The 19,281-nt window shown below is 65.6% G+C and carries 15 protein-coding genes and 2 pseudogenes; 4 read left to right on the top strand and 13 right to left on the bottom strand.

Translation table 11 applies throughout. From position 1 onward, the window contains the following. Position 1 precedes the first annotated feature (1 nt). The 3 genes from ribH to AB0L63_RS16130 form a co-directional block, all read right to left on the bottom strand. Positions 2-481 carry a 6,7-dimethyl-8-ribityllumazine synthase gene (gene ribH / locus AB0L63_RS16140; protein WP_364500636.1) on the bottom strand — a complete coding sequence of 160 codons (480 nt, stop codon included), beginning with the start codon at positions 479-481 and terminating at the stop codon, positions 2-4. 174 nt (positions 482-655) lie between these two features. Beyond that, positions 656-1,900, bottom strand: a complete 1,245-nt coding sequence (locus AB0L63_RS16135) for a bifunctional 3,4-dihydroxy-2-butanone-4-phosphate synthase/GTP cyclohydrolase II (RefSeq protein WP_364500634.1) — start codon at positions 1,898-1,900, stop codon at positions 656-658. 77 nt (positions 1,901-1,977) lie between these two features. Continuing rightward, complete coding sequence (locus tag AB0L63_RS16130) at positions 1,978-2,601, bottom strand: riboflavin synthase (RefSeq protein ID WP_364500631.1); 624 nt, start codon at positions 2,599-2,601, stop codon at positions 1,978-1,980. 576 nt (positions 2,602-3,177) lie between these two features. Between AB0L63_RS16130 and AB0L63_RS16125 the strand changes: the two genes are divergently transcribed. Continuing rightward, positions 3,178-3,648 carry a hypothetical protein gene (locus AB0L63_RS16125; RefSeq protein WP_364500629.1) on the top strand — a complete coding sequence of 157 codons (471 nt, stop codon included), beginning with the start codon at positions 3,178-3,180 and terminating at the stop codon, positions 3,646-3,648. Here AB0L63_RS16125 and rpe read toward each other — a convergent pair. Beyond that, on the bottom strand, positions 3,645-4,307 hold the full coding sequence (rpe, locus tag AB0L63_RS16120; protein WP_364501068.1) for a ribulose-phosphate 3-epimerase: 663 nt from the start codon (positions 4,305-4,307) through the stop codon (positions 3,645-3,647). The two genes, AB0L63_RS16125 and rpe, sit on opposite strands and share 4 nt — an antisense overlap. A 96-nt stretch (positions 4,308-4,403) precedes the next feature. Between rpe and AB0L63_RS16115 the strand changes: the two genes are divergently transcribed. Next, a complete protein-coding gene (locus AB0L63_RS16115) occupies positions 4,404-4,826 on the top strand; it encodes an anti-sigma factor (RefSeq protein ID WP_364500626.1) in 423 nt (140 codons plus the stop codon). Positions 4,827-4,879: 53 nt separating this feature from the next. Continuing rightward, positions 4,880-5,683, top strand: a complete 804-nt coding sequence (locus AB0L63_RS16110) for an RNA polymerase sigma factor SigF (protein ID WP_364501066.1) — start codon at positions 4,880-4,882, stop codon at positions 5,681-5,683. Between the two features lie 12 nt (positions 5,684-5,695). On the opposite strand, the pseudogene AB0L63_RS16105 reads toward AB0L63_RS16110, so the two are convergent. The 5 genes and pseudogenes from AB0L63_RS16105 to dnaE form a co-directional block, all read right to left on the bottom strand. Continuing rightward, positions 5,696-6,038: pseudogene (locus AB0L63_RS16105) on the bottom strand (MmcQ/YjbR family DNA-binding protein). 260 nt (positions 6,039-6,298) lie between these two features. After that, a complete protein-coding gene (locus AB0L63_RS16100) occupies positions 6,299-7,624 on the bottom strand; it encodes an RsmB/NOP family class I SAM-dependent RNA methyltransferase (protein WP_364500623.1) in 1,326 nt (441 codons plus the stop codon). A 725-nt stretch (positions 7,625-8,349) separates the two neighbouring features. Next, on the bottom strand, positions 8,350-9,273 hold the full coding sequence (gene fmt, locus AB0L63_RS16095; protein ID WP_364500621.1) for a methionyl-tRNA formyltransferase: 924 nt from the start codon (positions 9,271-9,273) through the stop codon (positions 8,350-8,352). After that, positions 9,273-9,836, bottom strand: a complete 564-nt coding sequence (gene def / locus AB0L63_RS16090) for a peptide deformylase (protein ID WP_364500619.1) — start codon at positions 9,834-9,836, stop codon at positions 9,273-9,275. Before def ends, fmt begins: the two co-directional genes overlap by 1 nt. 304 nt (positions 9,837-10,140) lie before the next feature. Then, positions 10,141-13,704, bottom strand: a complete 3,564-nt coding sequence (gene dnaE, locus AB0L63_RS16085) for a DNA polymerase III subunit alpha (protein ID WP_364500616.1) — start codon at positions 13,702-13,704, stop codon at positions 10,141-10,143. Between the two features lie 138 nt (positions 13,705-13,842). On the opposite strand from dnaE, the gene AB0L63_RS16080 reads away from it, so the two are divergent. Continuing rightward, positions 13,843-14,817 carry a LysR family transcriptional regulator gene (locus AB0L63_RS16080; RefSeq protein WP_364500613.1) on the top strand — a complete coding sequence of 325 codons (975 nt, stop codon included), beginning with the start codon at positions 13,843-13,845 and terminating at the stop codon, positions 14,815-14,817. 584 nt (positions 14,818-15,401) lie between these two features. Here AB0L63_RS16080 and AB0L63_RS16075 read toward each other — a convergent pair. The 4 genes and pseudogenes from AB0L63_RS16075 to AB0L63_RS16060 form a co-directional block, all read right to left on the bottom strand. Further along, a complete protein-coding gene (locus tag AB0L63_RS16075; protein WP_364500610.1) occupies positions 15,402-16,520 on the bottom strand; it encodes a serine hydrolase domain-containing protein in 1,119 nt (372 codons plus the stop codon). Positions 16,521-16,613: 93 nt separating this feature from the next. Further along, positions 16,614-17,486 (bottom strand): helix-turn-helix domain-containing protein, encoded by an 873-nt coding sequence (locus tag AB0L63_RS16070; protein ID WP_364500607.1) that lies wholly within the window; start codon positions 17,484-17,486, stop codon positions 16,614-16,616. Between the two features lie 63 nt (positions 17,487-17,549). Continuing rightward, a pseudogene (locus AB0L63_RS16065) lies at positions 17,550-18,002 on the bottom strand (NADH:flavin oxidoreductase/NADH oxidase); the annotation flags it as partial. 228 nt (positions 18,003-18,230) lie between these two features. After that, complete coding sequence (locus AB0L63_RS16060; protein ID WP_364500603.1) at positions 18,231-19,130, bottom strand: nucleoside phosphorylase; 900 nt, start codon at positions 19,128-19,130, stop codon at positions 18,231-18,233. Between the last annotated feature and the right edge of the window lie 151 nt (positions 19,131-19,281).

The following is a 19,281-nucleotide window of genomic DNA, read 5'->3' as shown; positions in this document are numbered from 1 at the left end:
GCTACCCGGACTGCCGCAGGGCGCGCAACGTGAGCGCGGCATCGAGCGCCGCCGCGGCGGCCTGTTCGCCCTTGTTCTCGGCGGAACCGGGCAGCCCGGCCCGATCCAGCGCCTGTTCCTCGTTATTGGTGGTCAGCACACCGTTCGCGACAGGCGTGCCGGCATCGAGCGATACCCGGGTCAGGCCGGCGGTCACCGCATCACAGACGTATTCGAAATGCGGTGTGCCACCGCGGATCACCACACCGAGCGCGACCACCGCGTCATGCGAGCGAGCCAATTCCTGAGCCACCACCGGCAGTTCCATCGCACCCGCGCACCGCACCACGGTGATGTGCTCGACGCCCGCGTCCTTGGCCACCCGCTCCGCATTCGCGACGAGCGTGTCGCAGATCTGGGTGTGCCAGCGCGAGGCGACGATACCGAGCTTCAGATTCTTGGCATCCGACAGCTCGAAGCTGGGTACACCGGCGCCGCTCATGCCCGCGCCTCGCTGGCGCACGGACCCTGTGGGGACCACCCCCACACCGCCCGAGCTGCGGGACGCCCCTTGGACCTCCGGTCGGGCTCCGGCATGCGCGATGCGCGCTGTGACATGGTTCGCTCGCTGCGCTCGCTCACTGAATTCCTTTCCAGGCTGCGTCGAGGTGAGAAATCACCGTGCGGTCTCGCCGAGATCGAGTTCGTCCAGCCCGATCAGGTCGTGTCCCATCCGGTCCCGCTTGGTGCGCAGGTACCGCAGATTCTCGGCATTGGCGCGCAACGGCATCGGCACCCGCTCGGTGATCTTCAGCCCGTAGCCGTCCAGTCCGACGCGCTTGGCCGGATTGTTGGTGAGCAGGCGCATGGACCGAATCCCGAGATCCACCAGAATCTGCGCGCCGGTGCCGTAGTCGCGGGCGTCGGCGGGCAGACCGAGTTCCAGATTCGCGTCAACGGTGTCGTGGCCCGAATCCTGCAGCTGGTAGGCCTGCAACTTGTGCATCAGCCCGATGCCGCGACCCTCGTGTCCGCGCATGTAGAGCACCACACCGCGCCCCTCCTGGGCCACCATCTCCAGTGCGGCGTCCAGCTGCGGACCGCAATCGCAGCGCAGCGAACCGAAGACATCACCGGTGAGGCATTCGGAATGCACCCGCACCAGCACATCGTCGCCGTCGTCGATATCGCCGCGCACCAGCGCGACATGCTCGACATCGTCATAGATGCTCTGATAGCCGACAGCCTTGAATTCGCCGTGCGCCGTGGGGATCCTGGCCTCGGCGACCCGAATGACCTGCTTCTCGTGCTTGCGCCGCCAGGCGATCATTTCCGCGATGGAGATCAGCGCCAGGTTGTGTTCGTCGGCGAAGACGCGCAATTCCTCGGTGCGGGCCATATGGCCCTCGTCCTTCTGGCTCACGATCTCGCAGATGACACCGGCGGGCTGCAATCCGGCCATTCGCGCCAGATCGACCGCGGCCTCGGTGTGGCCGGGACGGCGGAGCACGCCGCCTTCCTTGGCACGCAACGGAACCACGTGACCCGGGCGGGTCAGATCGTCGGCCTTCGCATTCGGGTCGGCGAGTAGCCGCATGGTGGTGGCACGGTCAGCCCCGGAGATACCGGTGCTGATGCCCTCCCTGGCGTCGACCGAGACGGTGTAGGCGGTGCCGTGCTTGTCCTGGTTCTGCGCGTACATCGGCGGCAGGCCGAGTCGATCGCAGTCCTCACCCGTGAGCGGCACACAGATATAGCCCGAGGTGTAGCGAATCATGAAGGCGACCAGCTCGGGGGTCGCCTTCTCGGCCGCGAAGATGAGATCGCCCTCGTTCTCGCGGTCCTCGTCGTCGACGACGACAACCGCCTTACCGGCAGCGATATCGGCGACTGCGCGCTCGATGGTGTCGAACCTGGTCACGTCTGTTGTGCTCCATCTCGAAATAGGTGCCCCCATACAGTACGGCGTCGATGGCGAGTCGCCGCCGCCCGGCCGGATCAGCCGCGTTGTTGGAGACGTTCGACGTACTTGGCGATGACATCGACTTCCAGGTTCACTGTGGTACCGACGGTGGCGGCGCCGAGATTCGTCATGGATAGGGTGGTCGGAATCAGCGAGACCTCGAACCAGTCGCGATTGCCGTCGGGGGCGGGCGCGTCGGCGATGCCGAGACCCGCGACCGTCAGCGAGATACCGTCGACGGTGATCGAACCCTTCTCCACTACATAGCGGGCGATCGCGTCCGGCAGCGAGATCCGCACGACCTCCCAGTTCTCCGAGGGCGTGCGCGCGAGCACGGTTCCGGTGCCGTCGACATGGCCCTGCACCAGATGGCCGCCGAGCCTGCTGCTCAGCGCGGCCGCTCGCTCGAGATTCACCCGCGCCCCCGTGTCGAGTCCGCCGATACCGGAACGGTTCAGCGTCTCCTGCATCACGTCGACGGTGAACGAATCGCCATCGACCACATCGACAACGGTCAGGCAGACACCGTTGACGGCGATCGAATCACCGTGTCTGGCATCGGAAGTGACCAGCTTGCCCCGGATCGTCAACCGGGCGGCATCGGCCAGCTCTTCGGTGGCGACGATCTCGCCGAGTTCCTCGACGATGCCTGTGAACATGCCTTGACTCCCTGTCGCGTCGTTTCTACGGTTGCCGAACAGCCGGGATCCGGCGGCTATTCCCGTCGGTACGCCGATCCCTCCCCAGCCTAACGACGCCGGGTCGTAGACGACACCGCGGTTCCGGCCAGCGGTCGGCGGAAACCGTGGCTCGGCGAGTTCCCGGGGAAGCAGACCACAGGGCACCTCAGGTCGCGCCGAACCAGCGGAGATTATTTTTCGAAGCGGAATAATGCATGGCCGTGCAAGAAAATCAACATTTCCCTGCCGACGATAATTATTCATTCCCATTTTCGTGATCACCCGAATCGATTTCATCCGTGGCATATAGAGTCGAAATCAAAAGTTGTACCCAGCCGCAACACACTTACACCAAAACCTTGCGCGGGCCCGAAAATGGTCGCAAGATTGTTATGTAGCCGATTCCTATCGTTCAACTTCGACTTGCCGTTCAGTGCGGACCGGTTCGCCCCGGCCCGACATGGTCCGGCGAGTTCGCCCCAGGAAAATCCACCACTCGAGGAAGCCAGATGCGGCAGTGGGTCAAATCAGGTTCGATACTTATGGGGGTGTTGCGTGACCAATCTTCTCGATTCGACGCTGGAAGTTCGCTGTGTGCAGTACCGGCGCGAATTCCATATGCCGGCATCGATCGACCCGACGTCCCGCCGCATCCTGCTCCAAATCGGTGCCCATTACGGCGCCATCACGATGCCCGCCGAGCTGGGTGAACAAGTGCAGCAGCAGCTCATCCAGGCGCAGCTCGCCGCACCGGTGGTGCACCATCCGCGAGCCAGGCGCTGGACCTTCATCACCGGCCCGGCCCGGCCCGATACCCTCAGCACGGCCGTATCCGCGGAGCTGTTCCGGCTGTACGCGACCGTGGCCTGCACCGGGAGCCAGGTCGTGCTGCCCTCACCGGATGACGAGCGCACCGGCTATCGCACCTGGATCCAGCCGCCGGAGAGCGCGACGACCCTGCCACCACTCACCGCGGTGATCGAGGCGACCCGCACCATCGGCGGCCGGAAAGTGCCCGCCCGCTAGGAGATTCCCGACCTGAGCGCTGCGGCCTGCTGGCGCAGCTTTTCGACGGTCGCACTCGGATCGGCGGTGTTGTAGACCGCGGATCCGGCGACGAAACAATCGATGCCCGCCGCCGCGGCGGCCTCGATCGTGTCGGCATTGATGCCACCGTCGATTTCCACGATCAAACGCAGTTCGCCCGCGTCCACCAGCCGACGCACGATGAGCGCCTTTTCCAGTACATGCGCAATGAACGACTGCCCGCCGAAGCCCGGCTCCACGCTCATCACCAGCAGCGTGTCGAAGTGGCGCAGGATTTCCAGATACGGCTCGATCGGCGTATTCGGCTTCACCGAAAGACCGGCCTTGGCGCCGGCCGCGCGAATATCGCGCGCGACCGCGACCGGATCATCGGTCGCCTCGGCGTGGAAGGTCACGTTGTACGCACCCGCCTCCGCGTACGACGGGGCCCAGCGGCCCGGATTTTCGATCATCAGATGGCAGTCGAGCGGAATGTCGGTGGCCTTCAACAAACTTTCGACCACCGGGAGTCCGAGGGTGAGATTCGGCACGAAGTGCGCGTCCATCACATCGACATGTAACCAATCGGCACCATGCACGGCTTTTGCCTCATCCGCGAGGCGGGCGAAGTCGGCGGACAGGATGGACGGGGCGATCATCGGCGTGGTCGGGCGCCTAAACGTCGAATCGGACACATCGCGGGAGCTTACCGGTACCCAGGGTTGCTCTGGCCGGGAGTGGGTAGCCTGCATAGGGTGATCAACATTTCGGCGGAAAAGGGGCTCTACAGCACCCCGGTGGAGATTCGGGTGGCAGCGTCGGTGACGCAGCTGCCGATCGTGCGTGGGCTCGCCGAAACACTGGTGCTGCTCAGCGATTTCACCCTCGACGAGGTGGCCGATATCCGACTGGCCGTCGACGAGGTGTGCTCGACACTGATCGCGGTCGCGGCACCGGAGACCAGCCTGCACTGCCGGTTCACCGTCGGGGAAACCGAACTACTCGTTCGGGTCACCGGCCTCGCCGCGACGGAGGGGCTGCCGGATCAGCGCAGCTTCGGTTGGCATGTGCTGCGCACTCTCACCGATGAAGTACAAGCGACACAGGACCCGTTCGACGCGGCCACATCCGGATATCCGACGACGGTAGAGTTCCGTCGGGTCCGGGGGAAGGCGTAGTGGCGGACGAGAACACCGTGTCCGACGCCAAGCAGGACGACGACGCCGAACCCGTGCTGACCGAAGAGGCCGCAGAGGAAGTCGAAACCCTCCAGGCATCCGGCGCGGGGTACGACGATGTCGGCGCGCTGTTCGAGCAACTCGCGACCAGCAAACCGGGAACCGCGCGGCATACCGCGTTGCGTGCCGAGCTGATCAGCCGGTGCATTCCGCTCGCGGATCACATCGCCCGCAAATTCAGTGGGCGCGGTGAGCCGTTCGACGATCTCACGCAGGTGGCGCGGGTCGGTTTGGTGCACGCGGTGGACCGTTTCGATATTTCGCGCGGCTCGAACTTCCTGTCCTTCGCGGTGCCGACGATCATGGGCGAGGTGCGTCGCTATTTCCGCGACAACACCTGGGCCATGCGGGTGCCGAGACGAGTGAAGGAGACCCATCTGCGCATCGGCGCGGCCATCGACTCGCTCTCGCAAACCCTCGGCCGCTCCCCGACCGCGAAAGAGATTGCGACCGAACTCGATGTCGATCCCGACGAGGTGACCCAGGCCGTCATCGCGGGCAACGCCTACCAGCCGAGCTCCATCGATGCCGCCTCACTCGGCCGTGATACCGAGGCATCGCTGCTGGACACCCTCGGCGAGGAGGAATCCCAATTCGACCGGGTGGAGGAGTATGTAGCGATCCGTCCGCTGCTCGCTGGACTTCCGGAGCGCGAACGCCGGATTCTCACCATGCGTTTCTTCGAATCGATGACGCAGACCCAGATCGCCCAGCGCATGGGTATCTCGCAGATGCACGTCTCGCGCATTCTCGCGAAAACCCTTGCCCGCCTGCGCGAACAGTCGGCTCGGGACTGAGCACCGGCATAGTCAGCGTGTCTGCTGTTTGCGAGGTTTCGCGGGCGCAGACAACCACCAGGCGGCGTCGAGCAATTCGCGGAGTTGATCGGGCTCGATCCGGTCGAGGTCGATGAGGATGTAGGGATATCCGTCATAGTGCGGGGTGGTGGAGAAGGCCGGGTCACCGGAGGTGAGCATGGCCTCCTTCTCCGCCATCTCGCACAGCAGGACGAGTCCGCCCTCGGCCTCCGACCGCAGCCGCGCGAAACCCTTACCACTCACCTTTCAGTGCGGGGCTGCGCCACCACGTCGATTCCGTCACCTCGGGAAGTTCGGTTGCCAGCGCAACCACCTGGTCCCATGTCATCGCCATGGGACCAGTCTGCGCCGCCGACCTGCCGCGGTCTTGGACGAATGTCGCCGCGAGTACGCAAGGGCCATCGGCCATCATGCGGCACGCATCGGCACCGCGCCGGTGCGAACCTCCACGTCATGGAAGCCACATGCGAAGGCGTGGACCGGAGTGCAGGCCACTCCGCGGAGACGGGGGTCCTGACACACTGCCCGCCCCGCCCGGCGAGTCACAACTGCGGCGGCCGCCGACAGACCGCCGGAGGGCACCCGGATCACGCGTTATTCCAGCGGCTTGCGCAGGACAGCGAGGAACATGGCGTCGGTGCCATGGCGGTGCGGCCAGAGTTGGGCGCCGGGACCCTCGCCGATATCGGTGACACCAGGGAGGAGATCGCGGGTGTCGAGTTGGACGGCGCCGGTGCGGCGGGCGGCGTCGGCGACCACGGCGACGGTCTCCAGCAGGTGTGGTGAGCAGGTCGAGTACAGGACCACGCCGCCGGGGCGCAGCAGATCCCATGCGGCGGCGAGGAGTTCGCGTTGCAGGACGACGAGCTCTGCCACATCGGCCGGGGTGCGACGCCAGCGGGCCTCCGGGCGGCGACGCAGTGCACCGAGGCCGGTGCACGGAGCATCGACGAGGATGCGGTCGTAGCCGGGAGTAAGTCCGCTCTTGCGGCCGTCGGCGACGTGCACGTCGACGGGCAGGTCGTGCACCGCTTTGCGGACGAGTTCGGCGCGGTGTTCGGCCGGTTCCACCGCATCGACGCGATGGCCGTCGATTGCGGCGATCGCACCGAGTAGGGCCGCCTTGCCGCCGGGTCCGGCACACAGGTCGAGCCAGCGACCATTATCTGGACCGTCCAGTTCCGCCCGGGTCAGCGCGAGTGCGACGAGTTGACTACCCTCGTCCTGCACGGCCGCCATACCTTCGCGAACGGGCTCCAGCTTGCCGGGATCGCCGCCGCCGTCGAGGTAGACCGCGTACGGCGACCACCTGCCCTCTTCGCCGCCCGTCACCAGGGCCAGTTCCTCGGCGGTGATATCGCCGGGGCGAGCCACCAGATGAACGATCGGACGAGCATCGTCGGCCGCCAGCACGTCCCGCAGCTCCCCGGCTCGCGCACCGAGTGCATCCGCGAATGCCTGCGCGATCCACACCGGATGCGCGAATTCGAATGCCAACCGCCCCACCGGATCCCGCGGCGCGAGTTCATCCACCCACTCGTCGACGGACTTCTCCCCCGCCCGCCGCAGCACGGCATTCACGAAACCAGCCTTACCGGCACCGAATTCCGCGCGCGCCAATTCCACCGACGTATCCACTGCCGCATGCGCCCCGATCCGGGTGCGCAGCAACTGATAAGCCCCGAGGCGCAACACATCCAGCAGCGGCCCATCGATCTCCTCGACCGGACGCCCGGCACCCGCCGCGATGACCGCGTCCAGCAACCCGAGCGAACGGCAGGCACCGTAGGTCAGTTCGGTCGCCAATGCCGCATCCCGCCCCGAAATCTGCCGCTCGCGCAGCAGCCCCGGCAGCACGAGATTCGCATAAGCCGCCCGCTCGCGCACCGCCCGCAACACATCCCGCGCCACGAGCCGCACCGGATCCCCCTGTGCTGCCGAATCCTTTTGCCGCCCACGCCCTTTCGGCGAGCCGGCACGCCTACCCGAAGCAGCGGCCGTGCTGCTCCCACCGGCCGTCGCACCCGAACTTCCCGCACGACTCGAACGGCGCTCAGCACTGCCGGTCAATTGCTTCCCCTGCCGTCCTGCCTTCCCACCCGCCGATGCGGATGCACGGCCCTCACTCCGAGCACCGTTCGCAGGCCCTTTCCCCTTCGCGCCGCGATCCCACGAGCCGGATGCGCCTGCAGAACGTTCAGTCCCCGAGCGATTTTCGCGTCGGTCGGCGCCCGACTGCCGCGCGTCCTTGTTCCGAGGGCTGTCATCCCGTTCCGAAGACCGCCGCGCCGCCGCGCCGCGCCGCGCCGGATCGCCCTGTCCGGCGGCTTTTGCTCCCCGACCGACCCGTGCGGCGCCACCCGATCCACCGCGCACCGCGCCTTTGCCCTGCGCCGAGGTCGAACCTCCGCGCTGCGACGAACCTTCACTCGATGATCCGGACTTGCGCTGATCGGTCATATTCCACCGCTCTGATCGGGTTTGCGGCGCATCGCCACGGATCTGGTCGGTGCGCCACGGTCGGGCTTCGTCGTCACGCCGCGTGGACTGCGCATTCTTCTGCTGTGCACCACTTTTCGCTGATGTCGCGCGGGCGAGCCAACCCGAGTCGACGGATTTCCCGGCGGACCTGCGATTCGGCGGCGTCACTCGACCACCGCGCCAGGCTGCAGGCGGGCGCCACGGGCCCAGTCGAGGGCGGACATCATACGTTTGCCTTGTGGTTGCACCTGATCGAGGCGGACCGCGGTGGTCGCGGTGCCGACGAAGACGCCGGACTTGTGTACCTCGATCGTCCGTTCCGGCAGGACTTCCTCGACCATTTCGACGGGACCGATCTTCAACCGGGTACCGCCCACTTGGGTCCAGGCACCGGGTGCGGGGGTGACCGAGCGAATGCGGCGGTTGATCGCCAACGCGGGCTGGTCCCAACGGACATGTCCGGCCTCGACCGGCACCTTGGGTGCGTAGGAAACACCATCGTGGGGTTGCGGAACCGCCTGCAACGTCCCGTCTTCCACGCCGTCGAGCGTCTTCTCGAGCAGCACCGCCCCGGTATCGGCGAGCCGATCCAGCAACGCGCCCGCAGTATCGGTCACCGCGATCTTCTCGGTCACCACACCGAAGACCGGCCCGGTATCCAAACCCGCTTCGATCTGGAATGTGGACGCGCCGGTGAACTCGTCGCCCGCGTCGATCGCCGCCTGCACCGGAGCCGCGCCGCGCCACGCGGGCAGTAGCGAGAAGTGCAGATTGATCCAGCCGAAGCGCGGAATATCGAGGACTTGCTGCGGGAGCAGCGCTCCGTAGGCCACCACCGGACAACAGTCGGGCGCCAATTCGGTGAGCTGCTCGATGAATTCGGGCTCGGCGGGGCGCCGCGGCGTCAGCACGGGAATGCCGTGCTCCTCGGCGAGCCGCCCGACCGGCGACCGCTGCACCTTGCGTCCACGCCCGGCGACCGCATCGGGCCGGGTCAGCACCGCGAGCACCTCGTGTCGCTGCGAATCGATGAAACGCTGTAGCGACGGGACCGCCGGTTCCGGTGTGCCCGCGAAGACAATGCGCATCAGCGACCCCGTCCGAACAGTCCGGCCTCGGTCGAGCCGAGCGCACCCGAACTACGCACGGTGATACCCGCGCTGAACCAATCGGATTCGCGAATGGTGCGCATCGCCTCCTTGCGCTGCGCGGGATCGAGCCGATCGATGAACAGCACACCATCCAGATGATCGGTTTCATGCTGTACACAACGAGCCAGCAGGCCCTCGGCCGCGAATTCCACCGGCTTGCCGTGCACGTCGACACCCGCGGCCCGCACCCGCAGTGCGCGCCGCGTGTCATAGCGCAGCCCGGGGATCGACAGGCAGCCCTCGGGCCCGACCTGCTCCTCCACACCGACCACTTCGTAGGTCGGATTGATCAGATGTCCGCTCGCATCCCCGGTGTCGTAGACGAAAACCCGCAGACCGACGCCGATCTGCGGCGCCGCCATACCCACCCCGCCGTCATCGTGCATGGTGTCGATCAGGTCGGTGACCAACTGGCGCAGCTCACGATCGAACTCGGTGACCACCGCCGCATGTGATCGCAGGATTGGATCGCCGAAGAGGCGAACGGGCTGAATGGTCACGGCGGCGACTCCCCAAGAACGATGAACACGGTCGATTCATTCTAGAGAGCGACATCGTTCACACGGATATACCCGACCGAACGGGAAAAAGCTGGTAGAACTCCAATGCGGTCCGGGCGGGGTGTCCACCCCTCCGCCCGGCCGCCCGACAACGACCTCGTCAGCGACTCGGGGTCGCCCTTCGTCTGCAGCTCACTTCGACCAGGTGCGCCTTCCGGCGCAGCACCATCGTCGGTACCAGCCCCGCCGTGCCGATCAGGTTGGGGTCCTCGACGACGGCCCAGCTGACAGCCCGCTGACCGATCTACGCATCGGCCGTAACGACAGCTGTTGTCAGGCAGTTAGCCCCGAACAGGACCTTGAGATCTCCGAGTAGGGCTGGTGTCTTGCGGATGCGGAATCGTGGGTCGATTGCCCACCGCGACGTTTTCGTACTTCCAGACAGGATGATGTGCACGTCGGTGTCCCCGGGGTGGCGTTGGAGAATCTCCCGGAGGACTTCGATGTTGGGGCGTGTACACGCCCTCACCGCGATGGTGAGGGTCATCGGATCGGCACCCGGTCCACCTGCTCCCAGATCCGGTGTGAAGATGTCGACCGCGACGAGTGATGTTCTGCCATCTCGAATATTGACGTTCGCGGTGACGAGGAGAACGGAGTCGTTGGTGAGGGCGGAGTGGAAGCTGGTGTAGGCCGAGGCGAAGATGAGGACTTCTGTGGCGGCGTCAAGATCTGCGATCTCGACGATGGCCCAGGGCTCGCCCTTCTTGTTCACGCGGCGGTCGACAGCCGCGACGAGACCACCGATCACGATCTTCTGGCCGTGACGGATCTTTCCGGCGTGCACTGCCGCGATGGAGGTGTCGGTACGTGATGACAGCGCAGCGGCAATGCCGTCGAGGGGGTGCCCGGACACATAGAGTCCGAGCATCTCGCGTTCGAGTGCGAGTTTGTGCTTGGAGTCCCATTCCTCGTCGGGCACCTTGACGTTGAAGACGGACGCGATCGACTCGTCGACGTCGTGCCCACCGAACAGGTCGAACTGCCCCATCTCCTCGGCCTTCTTGGTGCCCATCACCGCGTCGATCGCATCGGCATGCACCAGCATCAGGCCCTTGCGAGGATGCTCGAGCGAATCGAATCCTCCTGCCTTGATGAGGGATTCGGTGACCTTCTTCGAACACGCCAGCGCGTCGATCTTGTTGAGGTAGTCGGAGAAGTCGGTGAAGCTCCCCTTCTGCTCGCGGGCCGCGATGATCGACGACACCACGTTCGTGCCGACGTTGCGCACCGCGCCCAGGCCGAAGCGGATGTCCTCGCCGACCGAGGCGAAGTCGACGCGCGATGCGTTGACGTCGGGCGGCAGCACCGTGATGCCCATCTTCCGGCAGTCCGACAGGTACACCGCGGCCTTGTCCTTGTCGTCACCGACCGAGGTGAGCAGACCCGCCATGTACTCGGCCGGGTAGTTGGCCTTGAGATATGCGGTCCAGTACATGACGAGGCTGTATCCGGCCGCGTGCGATTTGTTGTATGCGTAGCCGGCGAACGGCAGCACTGCCTCCCACAGTGCGGTGATCGCTTCGTCGCTGTAGCCGTTGGTGCGCATCCCGTTGCGGAAGTTCTCGAACTCCGCTGCGAGAACCTCGGGCTTCTTCTTGCCCATCGCTCGGCGGAGCAGATCGGCTTGTCCGAGGGTGTAGCCGGCCACCTTCTGGGCGATCTGCATGATCTGTTCTTGGTAGACGATCAGCGCGTAGGTTTCGGCGAGGATGTCGTGCAGGGGTTCGTCGAGTTCCGGGTGGATGGGCGTGACGGCCTCGCGTTCGTTCTTGCGGTCCGCATATGACCAGTGCGCGCCGACGCCCATCGGGCCGGGGCGGTAGAGCGCGTTCGATGCGATGAGGTCGTTGAATTCCGTGGGTGCCATGCGCAGGAGAAGCTCGCGCATACCTGCCGAATCGAGTTGGAAGACACCGAGGTTGTCGCCGCGGGCGAGCATCGCGTAGGTGGCGGGATCGTCGATGGGCAGCGTGTCGAGGTCGAGGTCGATACCGCGGTTGGCCTTGATGTTTTCGATCGCGTCGCCGATGACGGTGAGGTTGCGCAGGCCCAGAAAGTCCATCTTGAGCAGACCGATGGCCTCACACGACGGGTAGTCCCAGCCGGTGATGATCGCGCCGTCCTGTGCGCGCTTCCACACCGGGATGGCGTCGGTGAGCGGTTCGCGGGACATGATCACCGCGCACGCGTGGACACCGGCGTTGCGGATCAGGCCCTCGAGGCCCTTCGCGGTCTGGTAGATCTTCGCGACGTCCGGGTTCGACTCGATGAGCGCACGGACCTCGGCGGCCTCCTGGTAGCGCTCGTGCTCGGGGTCGGTGATACCGGAAACCGAGATGTCCTTCGCCATGATCGGTGGCGGCAGCGTCTTGGTGATCTGGTCGGCGATCGCGAAACCCGGCTGGCCGAACTGGACTCGCGCGGAGTCCTTGATGGCGGCCTTGGTCTTGATGGTGCCGAACGTGATCACCTGCGCGACCTTGTCGCTGCCCCACTTCTCGGTGGCGTAGCGGACCATCTCACCCCGGCGGCGATCGTCGAAGTCGATATCGATATCGGGCATCGACACGCGCTCGGGGTTGAGGAACCGCTCGAACAGCAGGCCGTGCGGGATGGGATCGATGTTGGTGATGCCCATCGCGTACGCGACGAGCGAACCGGCCGCCGAGCCTCGCCCAGGACCGACGCGGATGCCGACCTCGCGGGCATGGTTGATCAGGTCGCCGACCACGAGGAAGTAGGCGGGGAACCCCATCTGGTTGATGACGCCGATCTCGTACTCGGCGCGTTCGACGTAGTCCCGCCGTGGTCCGGCCGGGAAGCGGCGGCCGAGGCCTCGCATGACCTCCTTGTGCAGCCAGCTCGCCTGCGTCTCACCCTCGGGCACCGGGAAGATCGGCATCCGGTCGCGGTGCTGCCACACGTCCTCGTACGGCTGTATCCGCTCGCCGATGAACATGGTGTTGTCGCACGCACCGGGGACCTCCGAGTCCCAGATGGCCCGCATCTCGTCAGCCGATTTGAGGTAGTAGCCGTCGCCGTCGAACTTGAACCGCATGGGATCCGAGAGGGTCTTGCCCGTCTGGATGCACAGCAGCGCCTCGTGATTCTCGGCCGCGTCCTTGGTCACGTAGTGACAGTCGTTGGTCGCGAGTGGCGGGATACCCAGCTTGTTGCCGATCTCGAGCAAACCCGCGCGGACCCGGCGCTCTATCGACAGCCCGTGGTCCATCAGCTCGAGAAAGAAGTTGTCCTTGCCCCAGATCTCCCGCCACTTCGCGGCGGCCTCGAGCGCCTCACGATCGTGTCCGAGGCGCAGCCGGGTCTGGATCTCGCCTGACGGACAGCCGGTGGTCGCGATGATGCCCTCGGCGTGTGCGGCGATGAGGTCCTCGTCCATGCGCGGCCACTTGCCGAGCTGGCCCTCGATCGACGCGAGCGACGACAGCTTGAACAGGTTCCGCAGGCCCGTCGAGTTCTCGGCGACCATCGTCATGTGCGTGTAGGCACCGCTGCCGGAGACATCGTCGGACTTCTGGCTCGGATCGCCCCACAACACTCGCTTGGTGTTGAACCGCGACTCGGGTGCAATGTACGCCTCGATGCCGATGATCGGCTTGATGCCGTGCTTCTTGGAGACGTTGTAGAACTCGCTGGCGCCGTACATGTTGCCGTGGTCGGTCATGCCGACCGCGGTCATTCCGAGCCGCTCAGCTTCCTTGAACAGCGGGCCGACCTTTGCCGCACCGTCGAGCATCGAGTACTCGGTGTGATTGTGCAGATGCACGAAGGACGAACGACTCATGACCACCAACCACCCACTCAGGCTCTATCGACGTCACTTGGTTGTTGGACGCAAACCAGCGCCCGGCAAATCTGGCAGGTATATGACCAGCTAAAGTGCCGGTCTGTCGAACAAACGACACGAGCCGACAAACAACCAATGGATGTGGATGCAGGTGTCAGGGTGGACCTCGATCTGTCCGCGGTACGCGCGATGATCGCCGTCAGCGACGAAGGCCAGTTCGGTCTGGCCGCGTCGGCGCTGGGCATCAGCCAGCAAGCGGTGTCGAAGCGAATCGCAAAATTGGAGGGTCAACTGGGCGCCCAACTATTCGAGCGCCGGATCGGCAACGTCGCGTTGACCGCTCACGGCGCCCGCTTGCTGCCGCACGCACGCTCGGTCCTCGCTTCGGCCGACGCCGCTATCGCCGCGGTGCGCGATGCGCAAGTACTTCGCGTCGCGGTGCACGGTGCCCAGATCGCCGACGCGAACCTGATGCGGTTCTACCTCGAGAAGCACCCGGACGCCGAGGTCGAGCTCATCATGATGGGCCCGTCTACGACATCACGGAGCGCCGTGATCGACTGTCGGGTGGACGTCGCCTTCGCCCGCGCACACTGGCACACCCGCCCACTGCCGGCGTATGTCACCGCGACACCCGCCTACCTCGACGCTCTGCATCTGCTCGTCGGCAATGGCCATCCACTCGCCGGCCGCGATCAGGTCGAACTCGACGACCTCGACGGACTCACCGCGTGGGTACCCGGAGCCGGATTCGACTCCGAAGTGGGCGACTTCTACGGTCGACTCAGCGAAAGCTGCGGCATCACAATCAATACCGAGCGGCACCCCGGCGGCATCGGGTTCGCGAACATTATCGACCGCATCGCGGACTCGACGACACTGGTCACCTTCGGCGGTGCAGGAACCACGACGCCGTGGCATCCGAACATCCGCCGCATCCCCATCGTCAACCCCACGCCCGCTTACCCCATGGCACTGCTGTGGCGGGAGACGATCACTCCCCATCCACAGCTCAGCTCTTTGATCGACTTCGTCACCGGCAGCTACAACGGCAACGCAGTCAGCGCCACGTGGATACCAGAGCCAGATCGTGCATTGTTCGCGCGATGATCGCCGAGCACTTCGCAGGTGCGTCCGCCGGCTGACGTCTACTGCAGAAAAGTCTTTGCACTGCAAGGCATCTGGAGCGAGGAAGCTGAAGGCCAGTCTCGGATCAGCGGATTTGGGCTGATCTGCCCCAGAACGGCCCCTGGAATCACAACTGAGCACAGGGAGACACCACGACCTCGATGTCGGCGTATAGATCGATTGGCCGCCGCCGCGCCGATGTCGGCGCGGTCCGCGGTCGTCGCAGGCTTGGCCGCGGGCTTACCCCGCTCAGCCTTGACCGCGCTGAGCAGCCCCGCCGCGACCAAGACCCGACGAGCTGTCGGATGCGAAACACCTGCCGCCTTCGCTGCCTGATTCACCGATCCAGTTGCGTTGAACATCAATCGGATACGCTCGCGATCCACCGAACTAGACCGTTGCCTCGAACTCACCGATCGATCACCGAACTGACCAAGACCACCCGAAAACGACACGGCCGCCGCAACCTCTCAATCGAGAATGTTGCGACGACCGCATGAACCCGCGTCATCTCGGGGCCGCTGCCGTCAGTACACGGTCATGCCGAATTCAGGATGTTGTGTGTATCAAGCACACAGCGCCAGTTGGGTGAAGACCCGAAGTGCGTCGTCGATGGGGTGGGGCTGCGGCCTACCCGAGGAGTCGAGTTTGTTCCATCGCTGCAGGTTCACCGCGATGGACATTTGTCGTTTGCCGTCAGCACTGGTCATGGAAATCGCTCCGCCGCCCCAGACGGAGCCGTCATGGCCCCAGTAGGTGCCGTGACCGGGCACCTCCATCCTGTGCAGGCCGAGACCGTAGTCGAGGATCTTTCCCTCGAAGGAGACGACCGGAACGGTGCGTTGCATCTGTGCCAGCGACGATCGGCTGATGATTTCACCGGCCAGCAGCAGGCCGAAGAAGCGGTTCAGGTCCGCGACGGTCGATATCAGCGAAGCCGCCGGTCCCACCCAGGACATGTCATAGACGCTGTAGTCGCGCGGCGGGTCGATCATGCCGAACCACGCCTCGTAGTGCAGTGCGTGCGGTCCGTTGATATGTGGTCCGGCCGGGAGCTCGGTGTCCCGCAGCGCGGTGCGTTCAATGACGGCGCGGGTGATGTATTTCTCCGCCGAGGTGCCGGTTACCGACTCCAGGAGTTGGCACAGGAGCAGGTAATTGGTGTTCGAGTACACCCCCGGTGTCCCACCTGGGGTTCCGACGGGAGGCGCCGAGACCCCCATCTCGATCAGCTCGGTCGGGTGAAACTGGGTGAACCGGTTGTCGTCCAGGCTCGCCGGTGTCGTATTCGCCAAGGCGGGGAAGGCCGCGAGGGACGGGTAGGCATACGGGAGGTATTCGGCGAAGCCGCTGGTGTGGTTGATCAACATCCGGACCGTGATCGCCGCACCGCGTTCGCCGGGAACCAACCGTGGCAGGTAGTGGCCGATCGGTGTGTCGAGCCCGATCTCGCCAGTGTCGACCTGCTGCAGCACGGCGGCGGCGGTGAACGTCTTGGTGATGCTGCCGACGCGATGTCGCATATCAGCCGTGACAGGACGGTCGGTGGCGACATCGGCGACTCCAGCGGCGCCGCGCCAGATCTGGTCATCGGCGCGCACCTCGGCGAAAACTCCTGGCATGCCCGCGCGATGGACAGTCTCCAGGGCGGTCTGTAGCTCCGCGGGATCGAGGGTGTTGGTCACGACACTTGTCCTCTCGTTGTCGATGGGGTGATAGCTCGGGTGCGATCAGCTCGCCGACCGCACCCGAGGCGAACACCACTATCGACCGACCGGTCACGCGCGGTATTGGAAAAATTTTCCCCAGGCTCGGTACCGGTGCCGGGCGATGGCAGGCAGATAATGCCCCATCAGCGCCCCCGGCGTGCGGTCCGCGAAGATCGACACGTCCCGGCACAGATGAGCCTGATCGGTGTACCCGCCCGCCGCCGCGACGTCGGCGGCGGGCCGACCCGCCAGCAGGCCCTCGACCGCGTACCGGAATCGGACCAGCATCGCCGCGCGCTTGGGTGTCAAGCCGATCTGGGACTCGAACCGCGCCCACAGCCGTTTACGGCTCCATCCGAAGGATTCGGCGAGCTCGCCGATCCTCACCTGGCCACGGGAGGTCAGTATGCGATTCCAGCTGGCGAGCACCTCCGGGTCCGGGGTCCGCATCGGCCTGTCATGCTGTGCCAGAAACGATTTCGTCAGTGCGAAACGTTCGTCCCAGGTCCGGGCGGCCGCGAGTTGCTCACGCAGCCGCCGAGCCCGCCATCCCCACAGATCCTCCAGAGCGACAGCACCCCGGCCCAAATCGGTTGGGGGAATACCCAACAGCGAATACGCCTGTATCGGCGACACGCGAACCTCGATGCACTCGGCCCGCTCGCTACGGATGCGCATGGCCTCGATGGGAAGCCCCACGACGAAGCCGTTGAGTGTCTGCCGCCCGACGGCAGCATCGACGATCAGTTCGCGATCCCCGAACTCGATGACCACGGTGATCGCCGGTGTCCCAGCAACCCGGAGGTCCAACCCGGTGCCACCCGCATCGCGGTATCCGATAATCGCGGCACCTGGTAGCGCAGCATCGGCCGCTGCGAAATCCCACTCCACATCAGGCTCGCCGCCGAAGTCCACAGCTCCCACCACGTCCAGGCTACGCAAAGGTGAGAAACCCTATGCAGCACCCGAACCCAACAAGCCGACCATATCCGGCCATAGTGAACGCGTGATGAGACCCACTGCGGCGGTGGCGATATCGACTTCCTTGCGCACGCGAGCGGCGAAAGGAACCTGGTATCCCGGGCCGACGGGAATGCGGGCGTCGGGAGCCGAGCCGCCGGTCGATAGGTCTATCAGGTCGACTCCGAGGTGCTCGAGATGCCCCGCGAGCGTGATGGTGTCCTCCACTGTCCAGCCCTCCCGTGCGTCGCCGGTATCCCCGGCAAGCCAGTCGGTGGCCGAGACGCGGAAGAACAAGGGCAGTTCCTGAGGCCACACGGCACGCACAGCCGTGACGACTTCGACCGCGAAACGGAGGCGGTTCTCCAGGGGGCCGCCGTAGTGGTCGGTGCGATGGTTCGAGTATGGCGACAGGAACTGGTGAATGAGATAGCCGTGGGCCCCGTGCAGTTCGAGAACCTGGAATCCGGCGGCCGCGGCGCGACTTGCGGCCGCGGCGACTCCGATGCTGGACCGAGCCGATACCAGCGCGGATGCCCGGCCTCGACATGGCGGGCAATTGCTCGGCATACGCTGCTATCGCGCCAGCGTGTGATCGGTGCACGTCGGCGCGCCACACAAAACCGGCTGCCGGAGGCGCAACCCCGATGTGACCAGGACAAGCTGGGTGACGCTCCGGGAAATCCCTGCTTCGCTCGCGTGCGAACTGCCAGGCGGTGTCGGCGCTCAACACCGGGTTGCTGGACTTGTCGTAACCTGCGTTCCTGCGCGGAATGCTTCGGCGGGGAGCAGCGCTGTCGTGGCGGCGTGGGCCACCGCGAGTGCGGCGTGGACCCCGTTGTCGGCGCCTTTGTCGAAGTCGTCGCCGGCGGTGGCAATGGTATTGGTGATGTGCGCGATGCACACCACATCGCGCTGCTGGGCGGTGGCGTAGGCGTAGAGGGCGGCGGCCTCCATCTCCACGCAGGCGATGCCTTCGCGCTCGGCGGCCCGGATTGCGGCCGAGGTCTCCCGGTACGGCGCGTCGGTGGTCCAGGCCGACCCGATGCGCACATGCTCGTCCAGGCTGTCGAATGCCCGGTCGAGGCGGCGAAGCAGGTGGCCGGGCAGGATGCTCCAGCGACCGGGAGGCAGATAGTGTGCGCTGGTGCCCTCGTCGCGCCAGGCGCGTTCGATGAGCACGAAATAGGGCGGCTCGTCCATCCGGGTGATCTGGCCGGCCGATGTGATGCTGAGGGTCAGCCGGACACCGGAAGCGGTGAGCTGCTCGGCGACCAGGACCGCGAACGGCGCTCCGACGGCCATGCCGACGACGCCGATCTCGATGCCCGGCCCCGCGGTGCTCGCGCCGGGCAGGTAGGTCGTCCACATCTCGGTGTGGTAGCAGGCCCAGCCCGGGTGGCGTTGCCCCCGGCCGGTGCGCGCCAGATAGCGGACGATGTCGCCATCGGGGTCGAGGAGGCACACCGGCGGGACGGAGATGTCGGCAATACCGCGTTGCCGCCGTGCTTCCCGGAGCAGGTTCTCGGGGCGGAACACAGATTCCGCCGCGTAGTCCTTGCCCGCTATCAGCGGATACGTCGGGTCCTGTGGAGTGGCCGGTGGGTGGCTGTCCGACTCGCGCATGTGATACCTCACCATCCTCGCGCCATCGCGGCGGGACTGGTCAGGCGCACGCGAAGACAACTGCGGCGAGCATCCTCGCCCACTGCTCGGTGAACTGGCTTCTCGGCGGACTCGGCCGCCGCCCCGACAACCGATTCCATCCGTACGTCCA

The sequence above is a fragment of the Nocardia sp. NPDC051990 genome (genome assembly GCF_040680755.1).
In the GTDB taxonomy this organism is placed as follows: Bacteria; Actinomycetota; Actinomycetes; order Mycobacteriales; family Mycobacteriaceae; genus Nocardia.
This window is presented reverse-complemented; position numbering and strand designations above follow the sequence as displayed.

Excerpts from the sequence above, each read along its gene's own strand:
- ribH (WP_364500636.1), bottom strand. The coding sequence starts at position 481 with ATGAGCGGCGCCGGTGTACCCAGCTTCGAGCTGTCGGATGCCAAGAAT.
- AB0L63_RS16130 (WP_364500631.1), bottom strand. The coding sequence starts at position 2,601 with ATGTTCACAGGCATCGTCGAGGAACTCGGCGAGATCGTCGCCACCGAA.
- rpe (WP_364501068.1), bottom strand. The coding sequence starts at position 4,307 with ATGATCGCCCCGTCCATCCTGTCCGCCGACTTCGCCCGCCTCGCGGAT.
- fmt (WP_364500621.1), bottom strand. The coding sequence starts at position 9,273 with ATGCGCATTGTCTTCGCGGGCACACCGGAACCGGCGGTCCCGTCGCTA.
- dnaE (WP_364500616.1), bottom strand. The coding sequence starts at position 13,704 with ATGAGTCGTTCGTCCTTCGTGCATCTGCACAATCACACCGAGTACTCG.
- AB0L63_RS16080 (WP_364500613.1), top strand. The coding sequence starts at position 13,843 with ATGGATGTGGATGCAGGTGTCAGGGTGGACCTCGATCTGTCCGCGGTA.
- AB0L63_RS16060 (WP_364500603.1), bottom strand. The coding sequence starts at position 19,130 with ATGCGCGAGTCGGACAGCCACCCACCGGCCACTCCACAGGACCCGACG.